This window comes from Vibrio sp. 10N.261.46.A3, assembly GCF_041472995.1.
Taxonomy (GTDB): Bacteria; Pseudomonadota; Gammaproteobacteria; order Enterobacterales; family Vibrionaceae; genus Vibrio; species Vibrio coralliirubri.
The window spans coordinates 1-25,475 of the sequence record NZ_JBFRRH010000114.1 but is presented as its reverse complement, the minus strand read 5'-3'; the positions used below and the strand labels follow the sequence as shown (position 1 = coordinate 25,475).

The 25,475-nt window shown below is 45.7% G+C and carries 23 protein-coding genes; 12 read left to right on the top strand and 11 right to left on the bottom strand.

Annotated features, from left to right (window positions below; all coding sequences use genetic code 11):
* Nucleotides 1-13 precede the first annotated feature (13 nt).
* Together AB4484_RS22855 and AB4484_RS22850 are read left to right on the top strand one after the other, a co-directional pair.
* A complete protein-coding gene (locus AB4484_RS22855) occupies nt 14-1,213 on the top strand; it encodes a multidrug effflux MFS transporter (RefSeq protein WP_041473010.1) in 1,200 nt (399 codons plus the stop codon).
* A gap of 102 nt (nt 1,214-1,315) precedes the next feature.
* Nucleotides 1,316-1,597 (top strand): hypothetical protein, encoded by a 282-nt coding sequence (locus AB4484_RS22850; RefSeq protein ID WP_009848181.1) that lies wholly within the window; start codon nt 1,316-1,318, stop codon nt 1,595-1,597.
* An 85-nt stretch (nt 1,598-1,682) separates the two neighbouring features.
* Here the strand turns inward: AB4484_RS22850 and AB4484_RS22845 are convergent, their stop codons facing one another.
* From AB4484_RS22845 to AB4484_RS22830, 4 genes are all read right to left on the bottom strand, one after another.
* A complete protein-coding gene (locus AB4484_RS22845; protein ID WP_009848182.1) occupies nt 1,683-2,141 on the bottom strand; it encodes a DoxX family protein in 459 nt (152 codons plus the stop codon).
* Nucleotide 2,142: 1 nt separating this feature from the next.
* Complete coding sequence (locus tag AB4484_RS22840; RefSeq protein ID WP_372080539.1) at nt 2,143-2,910, bottom strand: DNA-binding domain-containing protein; 768 nt, start codon at nt 2,908-2,910, stop codon at nt 2,143-2,145.
* Nucleotides 2,907-3,767 carry a DUF692 domain-containing protein gene (locus AB4484_RS22835; protein WP_372080537.1) on the bottom strand — a complete coding sequence of 287 codons (861 nt, stop codon included), beginning with the start codon at nt 3,765-3,767 and terminating at the stop codon, nt 2,907-2,909. The genes AB4484_RS22840 and AB4484_RS22835 overlap by 4 nt, the downstream gene beginning before the upstream one ends.
* A gap of 64 nt (nt 3,768-3,831) precedes the next feature.
* A complete protein-coding gene (locus AB4484_RS22830; protein WP_004736650.1) occupies nt 3,832-4,092 on the bottom strand; it encodes a DUF2282 domain-containing protein in 261 nt (86 codons plus the stop codon).
* A gap of 264 nt (nt 4,093-4,356) precedes the next feature.
* Between AB4484_RS22830 and uvrD the strand changes: the two genes are divergently transcribed.
* On the top strand, nt 4,357-6,531 hold the full coding sequence (gene uvrD / locus AB4484_RS22825) for a DNA helicase II (protein WP_017061325.1): 2,175 nt from the start codon (nt 4,357-4,359) through the stop codon (nt 6,529-6,531).
* Between the two features lie 171 nt (nt 6,532-6,702).
* On the opposite strand, the gene tpx is transcribed toward uvrD, so the two are convergent.
* The 5 genes from tpx to rarD form a co-directional block, all read right to left on the bottom strand.
* Complete coding sequence (gene tpx, locus AB4484_RS22820) at nt 6,703-7,200, bottom strand: thiol peroxidase (RefSeq protein ID WP_050635162.1); 498 nt, start codon at nt 7,198-7,200, stop codon at nt 6,703-6,705.
* A 782-nt stretch (nt 7,201-7,982) separates the two neighbouring features.
* Nucleotides 7,983-9,740 carry a gamma-glutamyltransferase gene (gene ggt / locus AB4484_RS22815; RefSeq protein ID WP_372080535.1) on the bottom strand — a complete coding sequence of 586 codons (1,758 nt, stop codon included), beginning with the start codon at nt 9,738-9,740 and terminating at the stop codon, nt 7,983-7,985.
* 91 nt (nt 9,741-9,831) lie between these two features.
* A complete protein-coding gene (locus AB4484_RS22810; RefSeq protein ID WP_017072452.1) occupies nt 9,832-10,494 on the bottom strand; it encodes a LysE family translocator in 663 nt (220 codons plus the stop codon).
* A gap of 97 nt (nt 10,495-10,591) precedes the next feature.
* Nucleotides 10,592-11,386 (bottom strand): AraC family transcriptional regulator, encoded by a 795-nt coding sequence (locus tag AB4484_RS22805; RefSeq protein ID WP_048617962.1) that lies wholly within the window; start codon nt 11,384-11,386, stop codon nt 10,592-10,594.
* Nucleotides 11,387-11,472: 86 nt separating this feature from the next.
* A complete protein-coding gene (rarD, locus tag AB4484_RS22800; protein WP_017061330.1) occupies nt 11,473-12,381 on the bottom strand; it encodes an EamA family transporter RarD in 909 nt (302 codons plus the stop codon).
* 179 nt (nt 12,382-12,560) lie between these two features.
* Between rarD and recQ the strand changes: the two genes are divergently transcribed.
* The 3 genes from recQ to AB4484_RS22785 all read left to right on the top strand — a co-directional run bounded on the left by recQ (nt 12,561) and on the right by AB4484_RS22785 (nt 15,701).
* Nucleotides 12,561-14,399, top strand: coding sequence for an ATP-dependent DNA helicase RecQ (gene recQ, locus AB4484_RS22795; RefSeq protein ID WP_372080533.1), 1,839 nt, complete (start codon nt 12,561-12,563; stop codon nt 14,397-14,399).
* 49 nt (nt 14,400-14,448) lie between these two features.
* A complete protein-coding gene (locus AB4484_RS22790) occupies nt 14,449-14,760 on the top strand; it encodes a DUF3630 family protein (RefSeq protein ID WP_017061332.1) in 312 nt (103 codons plus the stop codon).
* 269 nt (nt 14,761-15,029) lie between these two features.
* A complete protein-coding gene (locus tag AB4484_RS22785) occupies nt 15,030-15,701 on the top strand; it encodes a 7-cyano-7-deazaguanine/7-aminomethyl-7-deazaguanine transporter (RefSeq protein ID WP_017061333.1) in 672 nt (223 codons plus the stop codon).
* A 510-nt stretch (nt 15,702-16,211) separates the two neighbouring features.
* Here AB4484_RS22785 and gppA read toward each other — a convergent pair.
* Nucleotides 16,212-17,705, bottom strand: a complete 1,494-nt coding sequence (gene gppA / locus AB4484_RS22780; RefSeq protein WP_372080531.1) for a guanosine-5'-triphosphate,3'-diphosphate diphosphatase — start codon at nt 17,703-17,705, stop codon at nt 16,212-16,214.
* Nucleotides 17,706-17,711: 6 nt separating this feature from the next.
* Nucleotides 17,712-19,022, bottom strand: coding sequence for an ATP-dependent RNA helicase RhlB (gene rhlB / locus AB4484_RS22775; RefSeq protein WP_048610414.1), 1,311 nt, complete (start codon nt 19,020-19,022; stop codon nt 17,712-17,714).
* Nucleotides 19,023-19,133: 111 nt separating this feature from the next.
* Here rhlB and trxA point away from each other — a divergent pair, with 111 nt between their 5' ends.
* The 6 genes from trxA (at nt 19,134) to fre (ending at nt 24,967) form a co-directional block, all read left to right on the top strand.
* Complete coding sequence (trxA, locus tag AB4484_RS22770; RefSeq protein ID WP_010440700.1) at nt 19,134-19,460, top strand: thioredoxin TrxA; 327 nt, start codon at nt 19,134-19,136, stop codon at nt 19,458-19,460.
* A gap of 200 nt (nt 19,461-19,660) precedes the next feature.
* Nucleotides 19,661-20,920: a transcription termination factor Rho gene (rho, locus tag AB4484_RS22765; RefSeq protein WP_017062978.1), complete on the top strand. Its 1,260-nt coding sequence runs from the start codon at nt 19,661-19,663 to the stop codon at nt 20,918-20,920.
* A gap of 111 nt (nt 20,921-21,031) precedes the next feature.
* Entirely contained in the window at nt 21,032-22,027 is a 996-nt protein-coding gene (locus tag AB4484_RS22760; RefSeq protein ID WP_017059249.1) for a hypothetical protein, read from the top strand.
* A 98-nt stretch (nt 22,028-22,125) separates the two neighbouring features.
* A complete protein-coding gene (gene ubiD / locus AB4484_RS22755; RefSeq protein WP_372080529.1) occupies nt 22,126-23,967 on the top strand; it encodes a 4-hydroxy-3-polyprenylbenzoate decarboxylase in 1,842 nt (613 codons plus the stop codon).
* Nucleotides 23,964-24,233: a 2Fe-2S iron-sulfur cluster-binding protein gene (locus AB4484_RS22750; protein ID WP_008224727.1), complete on the top strand. Its 270-nt coding sequence runs from the start codon at nt 23,964-23,966 to the stop codon at nt 24,231-24,233. The genes ubiD and AB4484_RS22750 overlap by 4 nt, the downstream gene beginning before the upstream one ends.
* A 20-nt stretch (nt 24,234-24,253) precedes the next feature.
* Nucleotides 24,254-24,967, top strand: a complete 714-nt coding sequence (fre, locus tag AB4484_RS22745) for an NAD(P)H-flavin reductase (protein WP_017055264.1) — start codon at nt 24,254-24,256, stop codon at nt 24,965-24,967.
* The last annotated feature ends 508 nt before the right edge of the window (nt 24,968-25,475 follow it).

Below are 25,475 nucleotides of genomic sequence, written 5' to 3'. Positions count from 1 at the left end.
TTCGGAGAATCTTGTGCCTTCTAACGCGCTTCCAACCCCTAGTAAACTGCAGGTTGCTTTATTGGCAATGTTGGTTCTATTTAGCCCTTTGGCTATTGATATCTATCTACCAGCTCTGCCACAAATTTCGACAGCGTTTCACGTGGAACATGCACTAGCACAAGATACGATTACCTGGTTTTTATTCGCCATGGGTGTCGGGCAATTATTTGCTGGCCCTTTGGCTGATAAGTTAGGACGTCGAACCGTTGCATTGGGAGGTGTTAGTATCTATGCATTGAGTGCTTGCTTGGCGTGGGCAGCTCAATCGATTGATATGATGCTAATGGCTCGGCTGCTACAAGGCTTAGGAGCTTGTGCGACTTCTGTAGCAGCCTTTGCAACGGTTCGCGATCTATTTGGTCCAGAGAAGAGTGGCCGTATGATCAGCTACCTTAATGGTGCAATCTGTTTTATTCCTGCTTTGGCACCCATTCTTGGCGCTTGGTTAACTCATCAATTTGGTTGGCGTTCGAACTTTAGCTTTATGGCAGGCTTCGCAGTCGTTGTTGGCACTATCTTATTCTTCCAAATGAAAGAGTCTAACCCTGCGACAGAAAAGGTTGCGGTGTTCAAGCTTGAGCGATACTGGTCAGTATTGAAAACACCATCATTCCTTTTCCACGCAACCTTGTGTCTGATGGCGATGGCAGTCATCCTCGCTTATGTAACCTCTGCACCGGTTGTGTTGATGGAAAACCTAGGCTTGACCATGAAAGAGTTTACTTTCTGGTTTGGTGTTAATGCAGCCATCAACATTGCAGCTGCGTTTACTGCACCTAAATTTATGGACCGCTTTGGTACCTATAAAGCACTGGTCGTTGGTATCTCAACGCTGGGTTTAGCGGGCGTGATTATGTTAGTGCTTGCAGAACACGCTAGCCCAATCGCATTCATGCTGCCAATCTTCTTGTCTTCAGTGGGTTTTGCTTGGATTCTCGGTGCTGCTGCTGGTAAGGCTCTTGAACCTTTCGGTGACCGTGCGGGCACAGCTGCTGCACTGCTTGGCTTGTTCCAAATGAGTGGTTCAGGGCTGCTTGTTGGTACCATGCAACGCCTTGATTTAACGTCTCAAGTGATGATTGCGCTACAAATGTTCCTTATTGTTCCAGCATTGTTAGTGCTTGCGAGCAAAGCCGGCAAGTCGTGGCACACGACGTTTGCTAAGGCGTAAGTCTCAAGGGTGACAAAATATACAAATGGCGGTTTGCGAAACGTTAAAACATGGTATATTTGTCACTCATTGAAACGTTAGTCCCCAACGGAAAATACTGTAATGTCATTAACAACCTACGAAATGGCGCGCGTCTTAGAACAAATGGAAGATGCACCTGAAAAGGTCATGTTTGGTAAATTGCTTAAAGAGCTAGGCAACCAAAGTGAAGAGCGTATTCGCAGTGCGGCAAAACAAGTTCCAATCGATACTTTGCGAGACATCATTTACCAATTTCAGCGTGTGGTAGAGTCTCGTAAGGGTGAGCAGGTTCAGCTACTAGCAAAAGAGCTAGCCGAGCAAGGTATCTCTGCTGAAGAGCTACAAGCTTTTCTGAATAAGTAGTTTATCCCAGTTAAAAAGAAACCACTCAATTGAGTGGTTTTTTGCATTTTGGGGTACATCAATTTAGTACGAATGAAAGTTCGTTCTAACCTCTAAACTGCGCTTTCAAAATTCTATCAAGTGAGAATGGCCCGGCGCCCCACACGACAACGATAAGAATCATTAATCCCCACAACTGATGATCATAGAAGCCTTGCGCCCATAATACTGGGTAAGATACGACTGCAATGATATTGAACACGAACAGCACCGCTGCCATAGGTCGTGTTAATAAACCAAGCGCTAAGAATACCGGCAGAATCAATTCAGCTGCGGTACCCATGTAGGCGGCTAACTCCCAAGGTAGCAGCGGCACTTGGTATTCCAACTCAAACAAGTAAAGGGTGCTATCCCAAGTCGCTATCTTGGTCAGGCCAGAATTAAAGAATACCCACGCCACCCATAGACGACAAAATAGCAGTAGCACCGGAACAAAGAGTGCCTGTGATTTCTCAATCAAACTGTCGTATTGAGCCATCATGTTTGTGACTGTGTTGTTATCCATATTATGTCTCCAATTCGGCATTGATTGAAAAGCCTGAGATGACGTTAAGCGCCATGACAGTAGTCAGATGTTGTAGTAATGAAGGGTCTATTGCTGCGAGCATTTGGCCTGATTGAAATTCGCGAAGTAGTTGATGGCATTGTTCACTCAAGTGATGACTCTCAATCTGAGAGTTCTCGGCTCGTATTAACACCCCAAACTCAGGTTGGTTGATGTCTAACCCATCGAGTTGTTGCTGATAGATCGCGTGTTCAAGCGCGATAATCGTATAGTTAGAATTAATGAGCGTTATTGAATCTTTGAGATGAAAGACTAAAGCGCCTTGTTGCTCTGGTGGCACATCAGCTAAACCAGCTAGAGGACGTTGGTCGGCTTTTGATTCTGAAACGCTTCTCATCAAGCTGTCTTTGTTCCATTCATACATAGCCACTTCGCAAAGGTAAGGTGCAGCCTCAATAACCGCAGGAAAGGCTTGGATGGTTTGTTCAAAGTGTTCACCGTAACCACTGACATCACCAGAGGTTGATGGATGACTTAAGACATGTTGACGAGCCATTTGTTGGAAGCACTCTTCACCAACTAACATCTCGGTGAGTGGGTAGGTTGCAGCGAGTACCTCACTCAAGCTAATCACAAAGTTATTGCGATAAATCTGGATGCGCTGTTCATCAGTAAAATGGTCGCTCACTATGTCGCAATGCTCACCACTGTTTTGGTAGCGTAGGGCGTTAGCAAACTCCAATTGAACTTCTGCTAGGGAGTGGCTCATGATGCGCGACTCCTTTGGTTGAACTTGTCGTGTTGATACAAGATGTCACTGGCTTTGGTTGCTTCAGACAATAAAACTTGTGGCTCTGGGATATCTAGATCCCACTCAATCAAGGTATGGCGCGAACCATGTTGTGCTATCCAGTCAGTGTAGAGTTGCCACACTTCATCACAGACAGGCTTGCTATGGGTGTCTATCCAGATCTCACCTTGCTTGAGTTTCTTCTTAGTGAAACCTGCCAAGTGAATCTCTTCCACTTTGTCTGCCGGTATCCCACTTAGATACTCTTCACAGCTGAAACCATGATTAAAGGATGAGACAAAAATATTATTGAAATCGAGCAGCAGGCGACACTCGGTGCGCTTCTGTACCTCGGCTAAAAATTCCCACTCAGGGATGGTTGAATGCTTGAAGGCAAGGTAGCTCGATGGGTTCTCAATCAGCATAGGGCGTTGCAGGCTGTCTTGCACTTCGATGACATTGCGACAAAAGACCTCTAGCGCTTCTTCGGTATAAGGTAGCGGTAACAAGTCATTGAAGTAATGACCACCAGTCTGACTCCAACTGAGATGATCAGAAACTAAGAAGGGTTCGATATCATCAATGAGCTCTTTTAATTGCACAAGATGATGTTGATTGATGCGCTCAACAGAACCGAGAGACAACCCAACACCGTGACAACTGATGTTGTGTGCGTGACGAATTTCTCTGAGTTGTTGGCGTTGCGGTGATTGAGCTAAGAAGTAGTTCTCGCTGTGAACTTCTAACCAACTTACTAAGGCTGGATTTTGGCTAAAGAAGTCCAAGTGCGGTGTTCTAAGGCCAACCCCTGCGTTGGGGTGAAGAGTTTGAGTCACAACGATTCTCCTAATAAGAAGTGGAGGTGAGCTGAGTGTCAGCTCACCATACTAAGCAGCTCAATTATGATGATTGAGTATTACCACCTGATAATTTGCCACATAGCCCTTTAGGAACGACCACGAATGCATCGGATTGGTTGTCTTCTTTTGCTGTACCCGCACATGAGCTTGTTTTAGTTGCACAATCATTTTGGCCAGCTTTTGCCACGCCGTAGCATTTTTCTTTTGCTGCTGCTTCCGCAGGTGCTGATGTAAGAACTGCACCGCCGAACGCTAGTACACTTGTGATTGCAGCTGTAACAGCAAGATTAGAATTTTTCATAGTCATTCCCTCTAGGACTTAATAGTATTTTGATATCGCAGGTTAATGGATTGTTAACTTGCTTACTAAAAAGGATAGGAACAACTGGGAAATAATTTCACGGCATTATAAAAAATATCAATATTAATGATGTTTTATCTTTTAAGTTACTGAATTTATGATGTTAATTTTTGATTGTTTTTTCTTCTTATTATCCTAAACGCAGCCTAGTGTTTAGGTTATAATCAACTTTTATGTATAAATACCCAGTAGTGAGCATATCCAATGATAGATCCTTCGCTTTTACTCGATGGCCTAAACGATAAACAACGTGAGGCGGTCGCGGCACCTTTAGAAAACCTACTTATTCTGGCAGGTGCTGGCAGTGGTAAAACGCGAGTGTTGGTGCATCGTATCGCTTGGCTGCAAAGTGTAGAGCAAGCATCACCGTTCTCTATTATGTCAGTTACCTTCACTAACAAAGCGGCAGCAGAAATGCGTGGTCGTATTGAAGAGTTGATGATGGGTAGTTCGTCAGGCATGTGGAACGGCACCTTCCACGGTATTTGTCACCGCATCCTTCGTGCTCACTACCTAGATGCAAAACTGCCAGAAGATTTCCAGATCATAGATTCTGATGATCAGATTCGTTTGCTACGTCGCTTAATCAAGGCGCAAAATCTTGATGAAAAGCAGTGGCCTGCCAAGCAAGCTTCTTGGTGGATCAATGGCAAGAAAGACGAGGGGTTACGCCCAAGTCACATTGATGCCTACCATGATCCAATAACTCAAACGTGGTTAAAGATCTATTCTGCTTACCAAGAAGCATGTGACCGTGCTGGTTTGGTCGACTTTGCGGAAATCTTGCTGAGATCGCATGAACTATTACGCGATAAGAAACACATCCGAGAGCACTACCAAGCTCGCTTTAAGCATATCCTTGTCGACGAATTCCAAGATACCAACAACATTCAGTATGCTTGGCTGCGTATGATGGCAGGCCCAGATTGTCGCGTGATGATCGTAGGCGATGATGACCAATCTATCTATGGCTGGCGTGGCGCGAAGATCGAAAATATTCAAAAGTTCTTGGATGAGTTCCCAGGTGCTTCAACGGTTCGACTCGAACAAAACTACCGTTCAACTAAAACCATTCTGCAGGCGTCGAACGAGCTTATCTCGAACAACACCGAACGTATGGGTAAAGAGCTGTGGACCGATGGCAACGATGGCGAGCCAATCTCTGTGTACTCGGCTTATAACGAGCTAGATGAAGCGCGTTTCACGGTTAGCAAAATCAAAGAGTGGCAGGAGAAAGGCGGCGCGCTAGAAGATACCGCAATGCTTTATCGTAATAACGCTCAATCGCGTGTTCTTGAAGAAGCTTTGATCCAAGGTGGTCTACCTTACCGAATCTACGGCGGCATGCGATTCTTCGAACGTCAAGAAATCAGAGACGCTTTGAGCTACATGCGCTTAATGAGCAACCGCAGTAATGATGCGGCGTTTGAACGTGTGGTTAATACGCCAACGCGTGGCTTGGGTGATAAAACGTTAGAAACGATTCGTCTTGCAGCGCGTGATCGTGGTGCAACCATGTGGGAAGCCAGTGTTGCTTTGATAGAAGAGCAAGTGCTACCCGGTCGTGCTGCGGGTGCATTGAGTCGCTTTATCGAGCTAATTAATGCGCTTGAAGATGACACGCTAGAACTTAGCCTGCATGAACAAACCGACCACGTGATTAAATCGTCGGGTCTGTTTGCGATGTACGAGCAAGAGAAGGGTGAGAAGTCGAAGGCGCGTATTGAGAACTTGGAAGAATTGGTAACGGCAACGCGTCAATTTGAAAAGCCAGAAGAAGCGGATGAGATGAGCATGCTTACTGCTTTCTTGACTCATGCAGCGTTAGAGGCGGGTGAAGGTCAGGCTGATGAGTTTGATGACGCGGTTCAGCTCATGACTCTGCACAGTGCCAAAGGCCTAGAATTCCCAATGGTATTCATGGTGGGTGTCGAAGAAGGCATGTTCCCAAGTCAGATGTCTGCTGAAGAAGCAGGGCGCTTGGAAGAAGAGCGTCGTCTGTGCTATGTAGGCATGACTCGTGCAATGGAGAAGCTTTACATCACCTACGCAGAGATGCGTCGATTGTATGGCCAGGATAAATACCACAAACCATCTCGCTTTATTCGTGAACTACCAGAGACCTGTCTGGATGAAGTGCGTATGAAGGCACAAGTGAGCCGTCCTGCAAGCAGCGGTCGCTTTAGCCAAACCGCCGTGAAAGAGAATTTCAATGAAACGGGCTTTAGTTTGGGCTCGCGCGTTAAGCATCCTAAGTTTGGTGAAGGTACCATCATCAACTTCGAGGGAAGTGGCCCGCAGAGCCGAGTTCAAGTCGCGTTTAACGGTGAAGGCATCAAGTGGTTAGTAACGGCTTACGCGCGTTTAGAACAGCTGTAATCTGCTACTTCAGCATTTAGAAAGCAGTTTGGTCTTTAAAAACCATTCAGCATTTAAAAGTAACCCGTATAAAAAACAGAAAGAGCAGCCAATGGCTGCTCTTTTTTATTGCTCGGAACCAGTCTAACTAGGTTGAATCGAGCTTAAGGCATTTCTGCCTAGGAAGAAGATTTACAGTGCTGCAAGTGCCGCTTCGTAGTTTGGTTCTTCTGTGATCTCTGCAACCAACTCGCTGTGTGTTACCACACCTTTTTCATCAACAACCACAACTGCACGTGTAGTTAGACCAGATAGTGGGCCTTCAGCAATCGCTACGCCGTAGTCTGATGCGAACGCAGGAGAACGGAAAGTTGAAGCGTGTTGAACGCCTTCAATGCCTTCTAGTTCACAGAAGCGACCCGCAGCAAACGGTAGGTCAGCAGAAATACAAACCACAACCGTATTTTCAAGCTCAGCCGCTTTTGCGTTGAACGTACGTACGCTCGTTGCACAAGTTGCTGTGTCGATGCTTGGGAAGATGTTTAGAACCACTTTCTTGCCTTCAAGAGAAGCAAGAGTCAGTTCAGAAAGATCGCCTGCAGTAAGTGCAAAGCTTGGTGCTTGTTCGCCAGTTTGTGGGAATGTGCCTGTTAGCGGTACAGCAGCGCCTTTGAAGGTAACGTGTGACATGAATTGTCCTTAGTTTAATTATGGTTATGAAACTAGTTGAGCCTAGTTCGACTTACGTTACTCTGAAGTGGTTAAGAAGTGAATGCTTTAAATGTCAGAATTGTAATCAAAGGTCTTTGATTTATTTGCTGAGAAGGGAATAAATGAAACGGCAGATAAAGAAAAACCCCGAGAGCTTGCGCTCATCGGGGTCTATAGTCTTACTCGCAGCAATCCGGCTACTAAGTGTGCTCCATGCATCAAATCCATGATAGTGTGCTGTTATCCTTCAGCGTATTCCTTTCGTCGCCTTCCTAGCGGTGTCCTTGATCTTATCCTGATCTGCCAACAATCCTCGTTAGCGCGCGTCACTTGTTCCTTGAGCGGTGTCCTTTACATCATCCTGATGTTCAGTCCTTTCCTCGTCCAGAGGTGTCCATTGTCTTTCCTTAGTAGCAACCATCCTAGTTACTATTGCGTCCATTCAATGTCCATTTCGCTATCCATGCCGATTATTCATCCTGAGTAATCGAATCTTCATCCTGACGATAACCAAGTCCTTGGCGTTTCCTGTTCCGTGTCAGCATCCTTCCGACACCATTCATATTACCGATTCCTTATTTATCAGCAATGGTGCATAAGGGAATTTCTATATAATTATTTGAGCGATAAATGTACGTGTCGTTTTATTTCAATTGGTTACGATGTATAGGTGACTAATTTCGCAGTTAAATATCGATATTTACTCACTGCCTTGTGAGAGATCTCGCACAAGACAGGGAGTAAAAAGGGAGTATTTTCGCTTATTGGCCGATAGCCGCACCTTCACGACGAGGGTCTGCAGCACCTTCTAACCCGTCTTTTGTGATGCGAATAGCGTGTAAACCCGAGTTAAGATCGCGAACGTTGACCTCAAATCCCATCTTTTCTAACTCAGGTTTGAAGTTTTCCGCTGATGTTCCTTTTTCCAAATCTAAGGTACCGAAGCGGTTTAGGAAGTGTGGTTGGTTGATCGCTTGCTGAATATCCATGTCCCATTGGGTATGGGCAATGATCGCTTGCGCCACATAACCTATGATACGACTGCCGCCCGGAGAGCCAATCGCCATGTAAGGTTTATCGTCTTGCATGATGATGGTCGGTGCCATAGAAGATCGTGGACGCTTACCCGGTTCCAGTCGGTTGGCGATAGGCTTGCCATCGTTGTGGGTCTTGAATGAGAAATCCGTCAGTTCGTTGTTGAGTAGGAAACCTCTAACCATCAAACGTGAGCCAAAGGCATTCTCAATAGTGGTGGTCATCGATACGACATTGCCATCACTATCGACAATGTTGAAGTGGCTGGTGGACGGCAACTCAATAGAAACATCTTGGCTTCTCTGCATCGCATGATCCCACGGTGGGGTGCCTGAAGGTGCGCTGTCTAATGCCTTACCTGCGGTAATTAACTGAGCACGCTCCTGCAAATAGTCAGTATTCACTAACCCTTGGGTTGGCATAGGCACATAATCTTGGTCTGCCATGTACATACCACGGTCTGCAAAGGCTAAACGAGAAGCGTCCGCTAACACTTGCCAAGATTTTGCGTCGTTTGGCCCCCATGATTTAAGATCAAACTGCTCGGTCATTGCGAGAATTTGTCCAACCGTCAATGCACCTGAACTTGGTGGTCCCATTCCGCAAATATCGTAGCTTTCATAAGCAGAACAAACCGGTTCGCGCTGCTTGATCGAATAGGCGTCGAAGTCTTTCTGTGCCAATACGCCCGGGTTACCTTTAGCCGTTTGTACTGTGTTAATGATGTCGGCAGAAATCTCACCTTGGTAGAAGGCTTTAGCACCATCCTTCGAGATAGCGTTTAACGTGGCCGCGTATTCAGGGTTCTTAAGTTGCGTGCCAGCGGCTTTTGGGCTGCCATCGGCATTGAAGAAGTAGGCTTTAGTTGTCGTAAATCGGCTCAGTCGCTCTTGGTCATTCTCAATCAAGGTGGCTAAACGTGGACTGATGGTGAAACCTTCTTCAGCCAGCTGAGCGATAGGTTTAATCAGTGATGCCCATTTTAACTTGCCGTATTTCTGGTGAGTGTCCCACAGCAATTGCACCGTGCCCGGCGTGGCAACAGAACGACCGCCAACCACGGCATCATAGAATTTAAGCGGTTGTCCGTTTTCGTCTTGGAATAGACGTGGTGTGGCATCAAGCGGCGCAGTTTCACGGCCATCGTAGGTCTTGAGCTGTTTCTCTTTACCATCAAAATAGACAAGGAACGCACCGCCACCAATACCGGATGACTGAGGTTCCACTAAGCCAAGCATAAGCTGCACGGCAACCATGGCGTCAATGGCGTTACCACCACGAGCAAGTACATCGGCGCCAGCTTGTGTGGCAAGAGGGTTGGCCGCGGTGACCATCCAATCGTTGGCTTTAACGAGTTGTTTGGTTTCTAAACCACTACTTTGTTCGGGTGCGACTGAATCGGCAGCTTGATTTGCCCAACTGACGTGAGAGGCAAAAAGTAGGGTAGAAGTGGCGAGGGTTGTTAGTTTTGTTTTCCACTGCATGATCTTCTCCTTTTAATATGCAGAGCTAGATTGGCAGTGGAAAGATCAGATAGCCAGTGCGTTGTTAACGAATTGTAATCTTGATTCGAATTTAAGCGATTAAACCGGACAGCGACTGCCAAAGAATACTCACGCCAATAAGGCTGAATACCACGCCACATAAGCCATCGATGTATACCGTTGCTTCGCTAAGTTTCTTCTGTAGAGCCTTAGTCGAAAGCATCCACGCCAGTAGTGAAAACCAAAACAGAGACAGACCAAACAGGATAATAAGCGCAAAGCCTTTACCTGATAGAGACATGTCGGCAGGCACTAAGCTCGACATCAAGCTGATAAAGAACACCAAAGCCTTTGGGTTGAGAATATTGGTTGCAAACCCTTTCGAAAATGCCTGACGCTTGTTGGTCAAAATAAGATCTTTGGCATTGACGGTATCGTCGTCATCATCGTGGTTCTGAATGATTTGCCAGGTTGCTTTAAGGGCACCGTAGCCTAAGTACAGCAAGTAGCTACCGCCAGCCAATTGGATAATGGCAAATAGCGTTGGTTGCTGGTGGACTAGGTAACTGATTCCCGTCAGGCTCAACAACGAATGCAGTAAGATCCCGCAAGATAAACCAAGCGCAATATACAAGCCTGTTTGTCTGCCGTGGCGTGTCGCATTTTGCACGACTAACGCAAAGTCTGGGCCGGGGCTCATCAAAGCGATGAAATGGATAGAGGCGAGGGTGATCAGTATGGTGACTTCGTTCATGTCAGTTCTCAATAACGTTGCCGCTATTTTAAATAAGTAATCGTATTGAGCGTAGCTTACCGCGATTTGAAATCGAGCAATTGTAAATTATCAACACTTAGTTGATTTGTGAGGGTGGTACGCCGAATGTGGTTTTGAATGCCTTGGAGAAGTGTGCTTGATCATAGAAGCCTACTTGGTGCGCGACTTTAGTACCACAGATCCCAGATTTAATCAGGCGCATGCTCTGCTCCATACGTAAACGGCTCAGCCACGCATAAGGGGTGATGCCCATTCTGTTCTTAAAGTGGCGTTGGAATTGAGTTGTGGTTAAGCCGCACAGCTCAGACAGTTGTTCTAATCGCACTGGCTGATCCAAATTCGCCATCAAATAGTCTTTGAGTGTATCTATCGATTGATTGCCCAGTTTGATGTCGCTCTTCGATCCAAATTTGGCATAACGATCGACAATCGTCGAGAACCCCTCGAATGGTAAGCAATCTTGAGCGAGTTGGCTGATGTTTTGATTGATTAACAGACCGTGTAAGTTACGTAATTGTAAAAACGCAGCCTGATCTGAGAGGATCAACTCAGAAAAGCCTAATGTGTGACCATTTTGCTTGGGATCGGCAAGATCTTGAAACCACTGGGGAGAAACTGCAAACACACTGACTTGATAACCCGAATCGAGTTTGGAGTGCCCATCATGCAGCTCATCAGGTGGCATGATAACAACTTGGCCTGCACCGACATGGTGGCTCGTCCCTTTATAGGCGAATTTTTGCTGCCCTTGGGTAATTAAGCCGATGTGAAAGTCCAAATGATAGTGGCGTTGAAAGGCAAACTCTTGGTATTGAGCTTGGATCAGGCTGATATCTTCTGTTGGAGTAGAGTAGTAGTGGACTTTATCCATGGTACAAAAAAGCTTGGTCAAATAGTCATCAATTTAACCAAGCTTATCTGCGTATTAAGGGATTGTCTTGTAAAAAACGATCAATATCACTGTTTAGCGCGTTTGTTCTTCTTGTTGTTACGCAGGCCATCAAAGCTGAAAATAACCAGTGCTCCCCATATGAAAGCAAAGGTGATCGCTTTATCTGAGGTAAAGGCTTCACCGTAAATCAGAACCGCCAGTAAGAACATCAAGCTTGGACCTATGTACTGGAAGAAACCTAGTGTTGATAGCTTCAAGCGAGTTGCAGCGCCAGTAAAACACAGCAATGGAACCGTGGTGATCACTCCGGCAGCAACCAGTAACAGGTTGAGTTGCATCGGGTTCATCGATAAGTTTGAGGTCGGGCTATCGGCAATAAACAGTAAGTAGGTTGCGGCGAGAGGCAGCATCACCAGAGTTTCAATGAACAAACCTGTTTGCGCTTCTAAGCTGACTTTCTTACGCAGCAAGCCATAAAAACCAAAGCTAAAGGCTAGGGCAATGGCGACGATCGGTACTGAGCCGAAGGCAATCAATTGGATTAATACGCCAATCGCAGCAAGAGCCACTGCAAACCATTGCAGCTTACGTAAGCGTTCGCCGAGGAAGAGCATCCCAAGTAACACGTTAATCAGCGGGTTGATGTAATACCCCAAACTGGCATCGAGCATGTGATTGGAATTCACCGCCCAGATAAAGATCAGCCAATTTGCACCCACCAAAATAGACGTCGCTACCAAATAGAGCATTTTTGGTTTTGAGGTCAGGGTATCGCGGACTTTACGCCAGCTGCGGCCAATGTGTAGTAAGAAAGCGAGTAGGAAAAAAGACCATACTACACGGTGGCTGAGTATCTCTAATGGGGAAACGTCACTTAAAGATTTGAAATATATAGGGGCGATCCCCCACATTGTGTAGGCACCGACGGCAAGCAAAACTCCCTGGCGCGTACGTTGTTGTTCTTCCTGTGTCATGCATCTTTCTCTAGCACTGAGTGCTTATTAATAAGATTTATAAGAGAGTTGGTCAGTATAGGAGCGATAACCCTTTTCACCTAACAATTTGCGGTTTAATTCGCCAGCGTTCCCCTCTACAATGTGCGACTTGCTTGCCGAAGATGCTTGCTGATTTCATACCTCGATTAGGAACCACAATGACCGCCACTCTGATTGCTGAGCAAATACCAACTCCCGCGAATGATGCGCAAACCATCTTGCAAGATGTGTTCGGCTATCAAAGCTTTCGCGATGGTCAGCAAGAGGTCATTGATTTGGCCGTTGAAGGCAAAGACAGCTTGGTGATTATGCCAACCGGTGGTGGTAAATCTCTGTGTTACCAAATCCCGGCGTTGGTTCGTGAAGGGCTGACTCTGGTTATCTCGCCGCTGATCTCGTTGATGAAAGACCAAGTTGACCAATTGAAGGCCAATGGCGTTGCCGCTGAGTGTATTAACTCTTCAATGCCACGTGACCAATTGCTGAATGTGTTCAATCGCATGAACTCAGGTCAGCTAAAAATGGTGTATGTATCGCCAGAGCGCGTGTTGATGCGTGACTTTATCGAACGTCTTCAAGGCTTACCGCTTTCGATGATTGCAGTCGATGAAGCGCACTGTATCTCTCAATGGGGTCACGACTTCCGCCCTGAATACGCATCGTTAGGCCAGCTTAAACAGTATTTCCCGCATGTGCCTTACATGGCGCTCACAGCAACCGCCGATGATGCGACGCGTAAAGATATTATCTCGCGCTTGCAGCTCCTAGATCCGCACACTTACTTAGGCAGCTTTGATCGCCCTAATATTCGCTACAACCTAGTTGAGAAGCACAAACCCGTGTCACAGGTGGTTCGCTACCTAGAAACACAAAAGGGCAATTGCGGCATCATCTACTGTGGCAGCCGTAAGAAAGTGGAGATGGTAACCGAGAAGCTATGCAATAACGGCATTCGCGCTGCGGGTTATCATGCAGGCATGGACACCGATGAGCGTGCTTACGTTCAAGAAGCCTTCCAACGCGATGATATTCAGATCGTGGTCGCGACTGTGGCTTTCGGTATGGGCATCAACAAACCCAACGTACGTTTCGTAGTGCACTTTGATATCCCACGTAATATCGAGTCCTACTATCAAGAGACTGGCCGTGCAGGTCGTGATGGTTTACCTGCTGAAGCGATGATGCTGTTTGACCCAGCTGATATGGGTTGGCTGCGTCGTATGCTGGATGAGAAAGAAGACGGCCCGCAAAAACAAGTTGAGATGCACAAGCTGAACGCGATGAGTGCTTTTGCCGAAGCACAAACCTGTCGTCGTCAGGTTCTTCTTAACTACTTTGGCGAATATCGCGAGAAGCAATGTGGCAACTGCGATATCTGCTTAGATCCACCAAAACACTTTGACGCGACCCAAGAAGCACAGAAGGCGTTGTCTTGTGTGTACCGCGTTAATCAGTCATTTGGTATGGGCTACGTGGTCGAAGTAATGCGTGGCATGCAGAACATCCGTGTCCGCGATAATGGTCACGATAAGCTGTCTACCTACGGTATTGGCCGCGACCATAGCCACGATTACTGGATCAGTATCTTCCGTCAGTTAATCCACAAAGGCTTGCTGTTCCAGAACATCACTCGTAACTCAACTTTACAGCTAACAGAAGAAGCCCGCCCGCTGCTGCGCGGTGAGATGTCTTTGGAGTTGGCTGTTCCTCGTTTAGATACCGCGGTGCGTAATGCGAAGTCCGATAAACTGAGCAGTAAGAACTACGATAAGAAGCTGTTTGCGAAACTGCGAAAGCTGCGTAAGTCGATTGCAGATGAAGATGGCTTACCACCTTATGTGGTATTCAGTGACGCGACCTTGATTGATATGGCTGAAATACTGCCTACCTCATACGGTGAGATGCTGGCAGTCAACGGTGTTGGTCAACGTAAACTGGATAAGTACGCAGACCCATTCCTAGACCTGATTCAAGAACACATCACCACACACGGCTAGTTTGCAAGAAACGTCTAACTAATAGAAAAAGAATAAGGTTGATAGGGACATGACAACACAAACAGAATTTGGCTTAAGAGAATATTTAGCTGAGGAAGGGCGTTTATTGATTACGTCTCCAAGTTTTGATTTTGATTCTTACGAAGTACTAGGTGAAAAGCTGGTGGCGTTGCTGTCAGCGTCAGTTGTTGAAAAGCAATGGGACGCCGATATGCATTCTTGGTTGATTGATTTTGAAGATTGTCGAATGTTCTTAAAGTCTGAACATTACAGTGAATCAATTTGGTTTGAGTCGTTAAACGCTGAAGAAAGCCGAGAAGAGTTTGATTATCTTGCGACGCTTTTCAAGCGCGGTTTTTAACTTTAGCATCGCTTCTAAAACGTAGCTTTTAAACCAGCTTTCAAAACATGGTTTCTAGCGCTATTCGCCAATAAAAGTGAGAATAAACGTTTGCGTTTGTTCTCACCGTTGCAGCCAATATTGATTAATGTATAATCGCCCGCCGCTCAGCAGAGCAATTTTTAGATACATTTTTAATTCACATTATTGGTAAGAGCTTTCTTGGATTATTCGAAGAAATGACTCGATTTGGGTTCCCTCACCCCCAAACCAAACTAAAAAGGTACAGCATGAGTAACTTTACCCCTGCGCAACAGCGCAAAGCCCTAGCACTATTAGTTTTGTTCCATTTGGTGATTATTGCGTCAAGCAACTATCTGGTTCAGCTACCTTTTACCGTCTTCGGTATGCACACCACTTGGGGTGCTTTCACTTTCCCGTTTATCTTCCTAGCGACCGATCTGACTGTACGCATTTTTGGCGCGCAGCTTGCTCGTAAAATCATTTTCTTAGTGATGTTACCAGCGCTGGCCGTTTCTTATTTCTTGTCAGTGGTGTTCTTTGAAGGTTCATTCCAAGGCTTTAGCCAACTAGGTGAGTTCAACTTGTTTGTTGCACGTATCGCCGCGGCGAGCTTCATGGCTTATTTATTGGGTCAGATTTTGGATGTGCATGTTTTCAACCGCCTACGTCAGCTTAAACAGTGGTGGGTAGCCCCAACATGCTCAACGTTATTCGGTAATGCCATTGATACCATCGCGTTCTTTGCGATTGCTTTCTACCAAAGCCCAGATCCATTCATGGCCGAGCATTGGACTGAGATTGCTTTAGTCGATTACGGATTCAAACTTATCATCAGCCTAGGCTTGTTCGTGCCTATGTACGGCGTGCTTCTTAACTACATTGTTAGAAAGCTAACCGCAGTGAACCCTGACTTTAAAGCGACAGGCGTGAACGCATAGCTTTTTACTATCGATAGTTCGATAAGACCTTAATCATTCAGTGCCCTTTGATTTTCGTTGAAGGGCGCTTATTCCCCTCTATTTTTCTTTTCTTCTCTAGCGATTTTTCTCCCTCTGTATCTTCAAAATCACTACCCAGATAACTTATTTTTCATTATAAGTAATTGGTAAGCTGTTGGTTTATGTTTTATTTATATCGTTATTATTGAATGGTAATCCTTTGGTGATGTGGAGAACGTGTACGTTTGTAGAATGGCGGCTCTTTGTCATTATGAGGCTCGCCATGTTCATCCTTATCACCTTCAAACTCTACTGTGTATACAGCGACTATCGCCGTAAAAAGTGGAAGAAAGCATTTCCTATTCAATCGGAATAATTCGATGGTTCGAAGTGAGCACTCTCGTAATGGAGTTTATGAGATGAAGTGTACAAAGGAAGCGTGCAGGGAAGTGAGTAATAAAAAGGCCTTCAATTGTGAAGGCCTTTTGTGTATCTAAACAAGTATAAGAATTACGACTCTGCGATCGTCAGAGGCCAACCAATGTCTGTTTGACGGTTGGATTCGATCTCTAGTTCAGCGGCGGTCAGTGGATTACTCGCAAGCCATTGCTTATCGATGGTGAGCGTTAAGTTGTCACCATTGGCTGTCAGTGTCACTTGTGGCTCAAGGTCTGGGTTACGACGGTGAGTCAACAAAATAGCCAAACGCAGAATACGTAAGATACGCTTGCTACTGGTGCCTGAGATAGCGTGTTGCTCTGGTAATGAGGTTAACTGTTCACGGTAGCGACGAGTTAACTCACCCAAGTAGTGCTTTTGCGCTCGAGTAAAGCCAGGTAGGTCTAAGTTCTGCAGCAGGTAAGCGCTGTGCTCACCGCCTTTTTTGAAATCGATGGTTAAACCAATCTCGTGAAGCTTAGCCGCTGTTTGCAATAGTACACCAGCTTGAGGCTCTGAAACCCACGCTTCGGCGCCGGCTTGGTTTAGCAACGTTTGTGCGACTACAGCAACTTGTTCACCGTAGCTTACGTCCATTTGGTAGCGTGATTGAACACTCTTAATGGTACGTGCACGGATATCTTCTTGGCGCAGCTCATCAACCATCTCGTAAGCTAGGCCTTCACGGAGGGCACCGCCTGCGAGTGTCATTGAATCTATTTCAAGCAGCTCAAAAATAGCAATAAGAATAGAAAGGCCACTCGGGAACACTAATGCGCGTTCAAGGGTCAGCCCTTCGATTTCTAGCTCTTCCAAGCGCTCTGTAATCATGGCTTGTTTCTGTAGGCGCTTAAGTTTGGCATGAGTAATCACTTCATCCATGCCTTGCGCTAACATGATCTCTTGCAGTGCTTGAACGGTACCACTGGCGCCCACACACACATCCCATCCGATATCTGTGTAGCTATCTAGGATAGGAGCCAACGTTGATTTCGCCGCTTCAATGGCGTTGTTAAAGTTGGTTGCGGTTAATTGGCGATCTTTAAAGTGGCGCTCAAGCCAAGTAACACAGCCCATCTTCAGGCTGGTTAGTGCTTTCGCTGAGAAGCCTTCACCAATGATCATCTCGGTGCTTGCGCCACCAATATCAACAACCAGTCGGCGGCCGCTGCCACCAGAAGTGTGTGCTACGCCTTTATAGATAGTCGCAGCTTCTTCTTCACCGGAGATAACATTGATGTCGTAACCAAGGATCTGGTTCGCTTTCTCTAGAAATATATCCACATTGATAGCAGTACGTAGGGTCGCTGTACCGACAATGCGGATATTTTCTTTCGGAATATCTTGCAGTCGCTCTGCAAAGAGACTCAAACAGTCCCAACCGCGCTGCATGGCTTCTGCACTAAGCGCATTATTTTCATCTAAGCCTGCAGCTAAACGCACTTTGCGCTTAATTTTAGCCATGGTTTGTACGCTGCCATCGATATGACGCACAACGAGCATATGAAAACTGTTCGACCCGAGGTCGATTGCAGCGTAAAGCGGGGGTGACACTGTTTGACTCATAAGCGACTAAGCTTCCTTGTTATGACGCGGTTGGCGTGGGCGACGGTTCTGGTTTGGTTTACGGTTACCGTTGCGTGGGCCATTGTTGTTTGAGCGACGTTGTTGCGGGTTGCGTGTACGTAAGCGCAATGGTGCTGGTAGATCTTCTAGCAGTGCAGAAGCATCGTAGTCAGACACAGGGATAGCGTGCTCAATGTATTCTTCGATTGGTGGCAAGTTGATTGCGTAATCTTCACAAGCAAAGCTGATCGAGTGACCGCTTGCACCAGCACGACCTGTACGGCCGATACGGTGAACGTAATCTTCACAGTCATCAGGTAGGTCGAAGTTGAATACGTGTGTTACTTGAGGAATGTGTAGGCCACGTGCTGCAACGTCGGTTGCGACAAGCAGGTCAACATCACCTTTAGTGAATTGCTCAAGAATCTTTTCACGTTTCTTCTGAGGAACATCGCCAGTTAGCAGGCCAACACGGTGACCATCTGCAGCTAGGTGACCCCAAACAGACTCACATTTGTGCTTAGTGTTAGCGAAGATGATAGCGCGCTCTGGCCACTCTTCTTCAACTAGAGTCTGCAGCAGTGCCATTTTGTGTTCGTTTGATGGGTAGAACAGTTCTTCCTGAATGCGGTGACCTGTTTTACGCTCTGGCTCAACAACAACATGCTCTGGGTTGTGCATGTGTTCGAACGCTAGCTCTTGTACGCGGTAAGACAATGTCGCAGAGAACAGCATGTTCAGACGATCTTTTGGCTCAGGCATACGGCGGAATAAGAAGCGGATGTCTTTGATGAAACCAAGATCGAACATGCGATCAGCTTCGTCAAGAACAACAGCTTGAATGTGGTTAAGGTTAAATACCTTCTGCTTGTAGAAATCGATGATGCGGCCAGTTGTACCAATTAAGATATCTGCGCCTTCTTCGATTTTACCTAGTTGCTTGTCGTAGCTTTCGCCACCGTAAGCTAGTGCTGCCTTGATACCTGTGCTTTCAACCAGAGAGTCAGCATCGTTGTAGATCTGAATCGCGAGTTCACGCGTTGGTGCCATAATAATTGCACGTGGCTGGTTAGGCTTACGCCCTTCATGCTCAGGTGTTTTTAGCAGGTGGTTAAAAGTAGCAGTAAGAAACGCAAGCGTTTTACCAGTACCCGTTTGGGCCTGGCCTGCAATGTCTTGGCCGGTGAGCAGTACCGGGAGCGCCAAGGCTTGGATAGGGGTACAATAATCGAACCCTTTTTTCTCCAATCCTTCAATGACTTGCGGAAGTAAATCCAAGTCGGCGAACTTTTGCTCTGTGATATGCGTCTTTTTCATTGCTATAGAATATCAGCTTAAGCTTGCAATACGAAAGTAAATACATTCCAATAGGGCATCTATTTACTGGTTATCATCCAACCAGTTCTAAAAAATACATTGGAGTGGAAGATGAGTGATAAGATTTTGCAGCTAACTGATGACGGTTTTGATAACGATGTAATCAACGCTGCAGGCCCTGTTCTTGTTGATTTTTGGGCAGAATGGTGTGGTCCATGTAAAATGATTGCGCCGATTCTTGATGAAATCGCAGACGAGTACGAAGGCAAGCTCACAATCGGTAAATTAAATATCGACCAAAATGCTGGTACTCCACCAAAGTTTGGTATTCGCGGTATTCCAACGCTACTTCTTTTCAAAGATGGCGGCGTAGCAGCGACTAAAGTTGGTGCATTATCTAAAACTCAACTTAAAGAGTTCTTAGACGCTAACCTATAATCAGGTCAGCATTTGAAAAGAAACCGTGCAGTTAACAAATGCGCGGTTTTGTTTTTTCTAAGCTATGGACTAGTCTTAGTTTTAGTGCTAATTTATCGCACGTTAATTGAACGAATTTCTCTTCTTGGTCGATCCTGTGACCAAATCCTTCTTAACTTAAGAAAACAGATCCTATTTTGACTAAACAAACTTCCACCACTATGAATCTTACTGAACTGAAGAACAGACCTGTGTCTGAGCTTGTTAAACTTAGCGAAAGCTTAGGTCTTGAAAATCAAGCTCGCCTAAGAAAACAAGACATTATCTTCTCCATCCTTAAAGCGCATGCAAAAAGTGGTGAAGACATCTTTGGTGATGGTGTTCTAGAAATTCTTCAAGACGGTTTTGGTTTCCTACGTAGCGCCGACAGTTCATACCTGGCTGGCCCAGATGATATCTACGTATCACCAAGCCAAATTCGTCGTTTTAACCTACGTACAGGTGACTCTATTGGCGGTAAAATCCGTCCACCTAAAGACGGTGAGCGTTACTTTGCACTGCTTAAAGTAAACACGGTTAACTACGACAAGCCAGACAACGCTCGTAACAAGATTCTTTTCGAAAACCTTACTCCTCTTCACGCTAACGAACGTATGGTGATGGAAGCGGGTAATGGTGCGACTGAAGATATTACGGCTCGTATTCTTGACCTTGCATCTCCAATTGGTAAAGGTCAGCGTGGTCTGATTGTTGCTCCGCCTAAAGCGGGTAAGACAATGCTTCTGCAAAACATTGCTCAAAGCATTGCACGTAACCATCCTGAGTGTGAACTAATGGTTCTACTTATCGATGAGCGTCCAGAAGAAGTAACAGAAATGCAGCGTCTAGTTAAAGGCGAAGTAGTTGCTTCAACATTCGATGAGCCAGCATCACGCCACGTACAAGTTGCAGAAATGGTTATCGAGAAAGCGAAACGCCTTGTTGAACACAAGAAAGACGTAGTTATCCTACTGGATTCTATTACTCGTCTAGCTCGTGCTTACAACACTGTGATTCCTTCATCAGGTAAAGTTCTTACTGGTGGTGTTGATGCGAATGCTCTTCATCGTCCAAAGCGTTTCTTCGGTGCGGCACGTAACGTAGAAGAAGGCGGTAGCTTAACGATCATCGCAACAGCACTGGTTGATACTGGTTCTAAGATGGATGAAGTTATCTACGAAGAATTCAAAGGTACAGGTAACATGGAACTGCACCTTAACCGTAAGATTGCTGAAAAACGCGTATTCCCAGCGATTGATTTCAACCGCTCTGGTACTCGTCGTGAAGAGCTTCTTACCAAGAACGATGAACTACAGAAGATGTGGATCCTACGTAAAATTGTTCACCCAATGGGCGAAATCGACGCAATGGAATTCCTTATCGACAAGCTAGCAATGACGAAAACGAACGATGAGTTCTTTGACGCAATGCGTCGTCAGTAATATTGATTAGCTGATCGTTATTTAATAAGCGCTGCCCTCGGGTGGCGCTTTTTATTTGCATTTTGTAGCGACAGCTTGCAGAATGAGTAAAAGTGTTACAAGGAAGTTAAAATGCAACATGGACTGTTGTCATCATTACTCCTGTCTACTTCACTGTTATTTTCACCGGTTGGTATGAGCTATGCCACCGAGATGTCTCCACTTACAGTAGAGTCTTGGCTTGAGAATGATCAAGTAAAACTGAAAACTGCTGAACTACTCGAGCTTGTCGTACGTGACGAAGTCAATTCGCTACGCTTTGCGCTTGAGCGCCTGACATTTCCCCAGCAAGAGGTGGCTCGTTACCAACTCTTGAAGAAGCTTGAACAGCAAAAAATCGTACTCACACCCAAGATGTCTATCTTCATTGAGCAGCAACTTGCTATCACGCCCACTTATCAAGTCTTAGAGCGTGGAGATGGCTATGAGTTTACGGTACCTGCCTTTAATTACCCTTCAATTGCTAATCGCCTTATCAAACAATGGCGTCAAGATCAGAAGACATTGGTATTTGTGCTAGATGCAGAGAAACAGGAACTCGACCTAAAAGAGTGGTTATCTGGATCTGAACATCAAGTTCAAACGCGAGAAGCGTTGCTCATTAGAGAGCTAGACAGTTTGTCTCCTGAAGCGGTTGATTACCTAACTAAGCAACTCACCGCATCTTCTATTGTTAGCTGGTTACCTTCTACTGAGGTGGTGGTTCGATTAGCGCAAGTGAGCGAAGACCCAGAGGTCTATAAGATTCTGTGGCGAATGAAGGCCGATTATCATAGCCAAGCTGAGCTAGTCCGCCTTGCTGAAACCAAACAAACGTTCGCGCTTGAACAAGTAATGGCGGCGACTAAGAACCCGCGTTTGAAAGATGAAGCGATTACTTTGCTTACCAAAGTTAACCCGTTATCAGAAGAGGTGAAGCTGTTCCTTGTCTCTAGGATGGCGATTGCTGATGAAGCACCATTAGTCGCGCGTGAACTCGCCAAACAAGGTCATACGCGATGGTTGCAAGATCTCGTCAATGATAACCCTCAGGTGAAGAGCTCTTTGATCGAGCAAGCATTACCGTAAAGTGGATTTTGCCTCTCAATAACCACACTAAAAAGGGGGATCTCAGCGTCACCCTTTTTGATATACTGAGCGCAGAATAATCAGCATGTAGAAGTCCTATGAGTTTTAAAGATTTACGTGATTTTATCGACCATCTTGAAAGTATTGGTCAGTTGAAACGCATTTCTCACCCAGTCGATCCAGACTACGAAATGACCGAGATCAGCGACCGTACTCTACGTGCTGGTGGCCCGGCTCTTTTGTTTGAAAATCCAGTAGGCTATGACATGCCTGTTTTGACCAACCTATTTGGTACACCCAACCGGGTTGCTATTGGTATGGGGCGTCAAGAAGTCAAAGAACTGCGTGAAGTGGGTAAGTTGCTTGCTTACCTAAAAGAACCTGAGCCACCAAAAGGCTTTAAAGACGCTCTTGATAAACTGCCTGTATTTAAGCAAGTCTTGAACATGCCGGCTAAACGCCTTCGCAAAGCGGCTTGCCAACAAGTGGTATGGCAAGGCGATGACGTCGACCTGGATAAAATTCCCGTGATGAGCTGTTGGGCTGACGATGTCGCGCCATTGCTAACATGGGGTTTAACGGTTACTCGTGGTCCAAACAAGAAACGCCAAAACTTAGGCATCTATCGTCAACAAAAGATCGGCAAGAATAAAATCATCATGCGTTGGTTAGCCCACCGTGGTGGAGCATTGGATCTACGTGATTGGATGGAAACCAACCCAGGTAAACCATTTCCGGTATCGGTAGCGTTTGGTGCTGACCCTGCCACCATTCTTGGTGCGGTTACGCCTGTGCCGGATACTTTATCGGAGTACGCGTTTGCAGGCTTACTACGTGGTAGTAAAACTGAGGTCGTTAAATCAATCAGCAACGACTTAGAAGTTCCTGCAAGTGCTGAAATCGTGATGGAAGGTTACATCGACCCGAATGAATTCGCAGATGAAGGGCCTTACGGAGATCATACTGGTTACTATAACGAGAAAGAAAAGCACCATGTGTTTACTATTACTCATGTAACCATGCGCGAGAACCCTATCTATCACAGCACCTATACTGGCCGTCCACCTGATGAGCCTGCGGTATTGGGTGTTGCGCTCAATGAAGTGTTTGTGCCTATTCTTCAAAAGCAGTTTCCAGAGATTGAAGATTTCTATCTACCGCCTGAAGGTTGTTCGTACCGAATGGCAGTAGTGACCATGAAGAAGCAATACCCAGGTCACGCTAAGCGAGTCATGATGGGTGTATGGTCTTTCTTACGCCAATTTATGTACACCAAATTTGTATTGGTGTGCGATGAAGATGTGAATGCACGTGATTGGTCTCAAGTAACCGCAGCGATGTGCGAACATATGGATCCGTCACGCGATAGCCTGATGATAGAGAACACGCCGATCGATTCATTGGATTTTGCCTCACCCGTGGTTGGGTTGGGTTCTAAGATGGGTCTAGATATCACTAAGAAGTGGGACGCAGAGTTAGCGTTATCGCCAGATGTCCAAACAGCACCTGTAAATAGTGAACATATAGAAGGTAGCTTGGCTGAGTTAACCAAAGTTCATCCTGAAATTATTGATATTCACCTGCAAAACGACAATGCCAGCATGGTTGTGGTGTCTATTGATAAGCAAGCTGCCGGTAATGGTAAGAAAATCATGGAAGCGGTTTGGTCTCAATTTGATGAGAACAAGTTTGTTATCGTGTGTGACGGTAATGTCAACGTGAGTGATTGGAATGACATCATTTGGGCGGTAACGACCAGGATGGATCCGGCGAGAGATACGTTATTCCTACAGAACGAAACTGGACACTCAAAAATAGGCCTCGATGCGACCAATAAGTGGGAAGGTGAATGCCTGCGTGAGTGGGGTGTTCCAATCACAAAAGATCCTGATGTCGTGAAAAAGATTGATAGCATCTGGGAACAACTAGGAATTTCATGAGCTACCAAGTAGTCTTATACCCAGAAAACATCAGTTTCACAGTAGAAAAAGGGCAAACGGTCTTGGATGCTGCGCTCAACAGCGATATCTATTTCCCAAACCGTTGCCAAGTTGGCGCATGCGCAATGTGTATGTGCAAAAAATTAGAAGGGCAAGTGAGTTACCACCTTGAACCCATGCTCACAGAGAAAGAGCAGCAACAAGGCTGGATTTTTGCTTGCCAAGCATTTGCAGAAAGTAATTTAGTTCTAACCTTTGCCGATTAAGGGTTAGTAAGAGGAAGAACATGACTATTAAATGTAAAGTGAAGTCTATCGAGCCTTTGGCTTGTAATACTTACCAAATCCTACTTCACCCAGAAACACCGGTCGCTTTTAAAGCGGGCCAGTACCTGATGGTTGAAATGGGCGAGAAAGATAAGCGCCCATTCTCTATCGCAAGTAGCCCTTGCCGCCACGAAGGTGAGCTTGAGCTGCATATTGGTGCTGCCGAGCATAATGCTTACGCACTCGAAGTCGTTGAAGCGATGAAGAAGGCACAAGCTGAAGATGGCGATATTGCTATTGATGCGCCACACGGAGATGCTTGGATCAAAGAAGAAAGTGATCGCCCTCTATTACTTATTGCTGGTGGCACGGGTTTCAGCTACGTGCGCTCTATTCTTGATCACTGCATCGCGCAAAATAGCTCGAAAGAGATCTACCTATACTGGGGCGCAAAAGATGAGTGCCAGTTATATGCGAAAGAAGAGTTGGTTGGCATTGCAGAAAAGCATAGCAATGTGCACTTTGTACCGGTAGTAGAAGAAGCACCGGAAGTTTGGCACGGCCAAACAGGTAATGTGCTTGAGGCAATTACGCAAAGTTTCGAATCATTAGCTGATTTCGATATCTATATTGCAGGTCGTTTTGAAATGGCGGGCGCTGCAAGAGACCTATTTACTCAGAATAAAGAAGCAAAGCGTGACCATATGTACGCTGATGCTTACGCATTTATCTAACAATACCCTTAGGTTTTGAGCAAAAAGAGAGCAGAAATGCTCTCTTTTTTACGTTTAGGTGAACTATTAGGCAGTTAACCCCTATTTATTCATTTTTTATGAAAAAGTAGTTGCTAAGCTGAGAGGGTTCCCTATAATGCGACACCACTGAGACGGCAGACGCCACAAGGCTTCAGCAAGAATCAGTAAGACGGAAAGCGACAAAAAATTAATTTTCAAAAAGTGTTTGACACTGAATGTTAATTCGCTAGAATGGCCGTCCACTTCGAGAGGCCCTTACTTAAAAGGAACGCTCAAGAAGTTAAGCTCTTTAACAATTTAAACCTATCAATCTGTGTGGGCACTCGTTGATGAATATCAAAACGTTTTATCGTTAGATAAAACAGATTCTTCGGAATCAAAATTGATTTCAATGAACTGAGTGACCAATACGAATAACTTCGGTTATTTGGCACAGTCAATTCATTACCATTCTGTTGGAATGGTAATAGCTTTAGAATTACATGTT

Excerpts from the sequence above, each read along its gene's own strand:
- trxA (WP_010440700.1), top strand. The coding sequence starts at position 19,134 with ATGAGTGATAAGATTTTGCAGCTAACTGATGACGGTTTTGATAACGAT.
- AB4484_RS22845 (WP_009848182.1), bottom strand. The coding sequence starts at position 2,141 with ATGGATAACAACACAGTCACAAACATGATGGCTCAATACGACAGTTTG.
- AB4484_RS22850 (WP_009848181.1), top strand. The coding sequence starts at position 1,316 with ATGTCATTAACAACCTACGAAATGGCGCGCGTCTTAGAACAAATGGAA.
- AB4484_RS22790 (WP_017061332.1), top strand. The coding sequence starts at position 14,449 with ATGACAACACAAACAGAATTTGGCTTAAGAGAATATTTAGCTGAGGAA.
- AB4484_RS22840 (WP_372080539.1), bottom strand. The coding sequence starts at position 2,910 with ATGAGCCACTCCCTAGCAGAAGTTCAATTGGAGTTTGCTAACGCCCTA.
- AB4484_RS22760 (WP_017059249.1), top strand. The coding sequence starts at position 21,032 with ATGCAACATGGACTGTTGTCATCATTACTCCTGTCTACTTCACTGTTA.
- rarD (WP_017061330.1), bottom strand. The coding sequence starts at position 12,381 with ATGACACAGGAAGAACAACAACGTACGCGCCAGGGAGTTTTGCTTGCC.
- ggt (WP_372080535.1), bottom strand. The coding sequence starts at position 9,740 with ATGCAGTGGAAAACAAAACTAACAACCCTCGCCACTTCTACCCTACTT.
- tpx (WP_050635162.1), bottom strand. The coding sequence starts at position 7,200 with ATGTCACACGTTACCTTCAAAGGCGCTGCTGTACCGCTAACAGGCACA.
- AB4484_RS22750 (WP_008224727.1), top strand. The coding sequence starts at position 23,964 with ATGAGCTACCAAGTAGTCTTATACCCAGAAAACATCAGTTTCACAGTA.
- gppA (WP_372080531.1), bottom strand. The coding sequence starts at position 17,705 with ATGAGTCAAACAGTGTCACCCCCGCTTTACGCTGCAATCGACCTCGGG.
- ubiD (WP_372080529.1), top strand. The coding sequence starts at position 22,126 with ATGAGTTTTAAAGATTTACGTGATTTTATCGACCATCTTGAAAGTATT.
- rho (WP_017062978.1), top strand. The coding sequence starts at position 19,661 with ATGAATCTTACTGAACTGAAGAACAGACCTGTGTCTGAGCTTGTTAAA.
- recQ (WP_372080533.1), top strand. The coding sequence starts at position 12,561 with ATGACCGCCACTCTGATTGCTGAGCAAATACCAACTCCCGCGAATGAT.
- AB4484_RS22830 (WP_004736650.1), bottom strand. The coding sequence starts at position 4,092 with ATGAAAAATTCTAATCTTGCTGTTACAGCTGCAATCACAAGTGTACTA.
- uvrD (WP_017061325.1), top strand. The coding sequence starts at position 4,357 with ATGATAGATCCTTCGCTTTTACTCGATGGCCTAAACGATAAACAACGT.
- AB4484_RS22785 (WP_017061333.1), top strand. The coding sequence starts at position 15,030 with ATGAGTAACTTTACCCCTGCGCAACAGCGCAAAGCCCTAGCACTATTA.
- fre (WP_017055264.1), top strand. The coding sequence starts at position 24,254 with ATGACTATTAAATGTAAAGTGAAGTCTATCGAGCCTTTGGCTTGTAAT.
- AB4484_RS22810 (WP_017072452.1), bottom strand. The coding sequence starts at position 10,494 with ATGAACGAAGTCACCATACTGATCACCCTCGCCTCTATCCATTTCATC.
- rhlB (WP_048610414.1), bottom strand. The coding sequence starts at position 19,022 with ATGAAAAAGACGCATATCACAGAGCAAAAGTTCGCCGACTTGGATTTA.
- AB4484_RS22805 (WP_048617962.1), bottom strand. The coding sequence starts at position 11,386 with ATGGATAAAGTCCACTACTACTCTACTCCAACAGAAGATATCAGCCTG.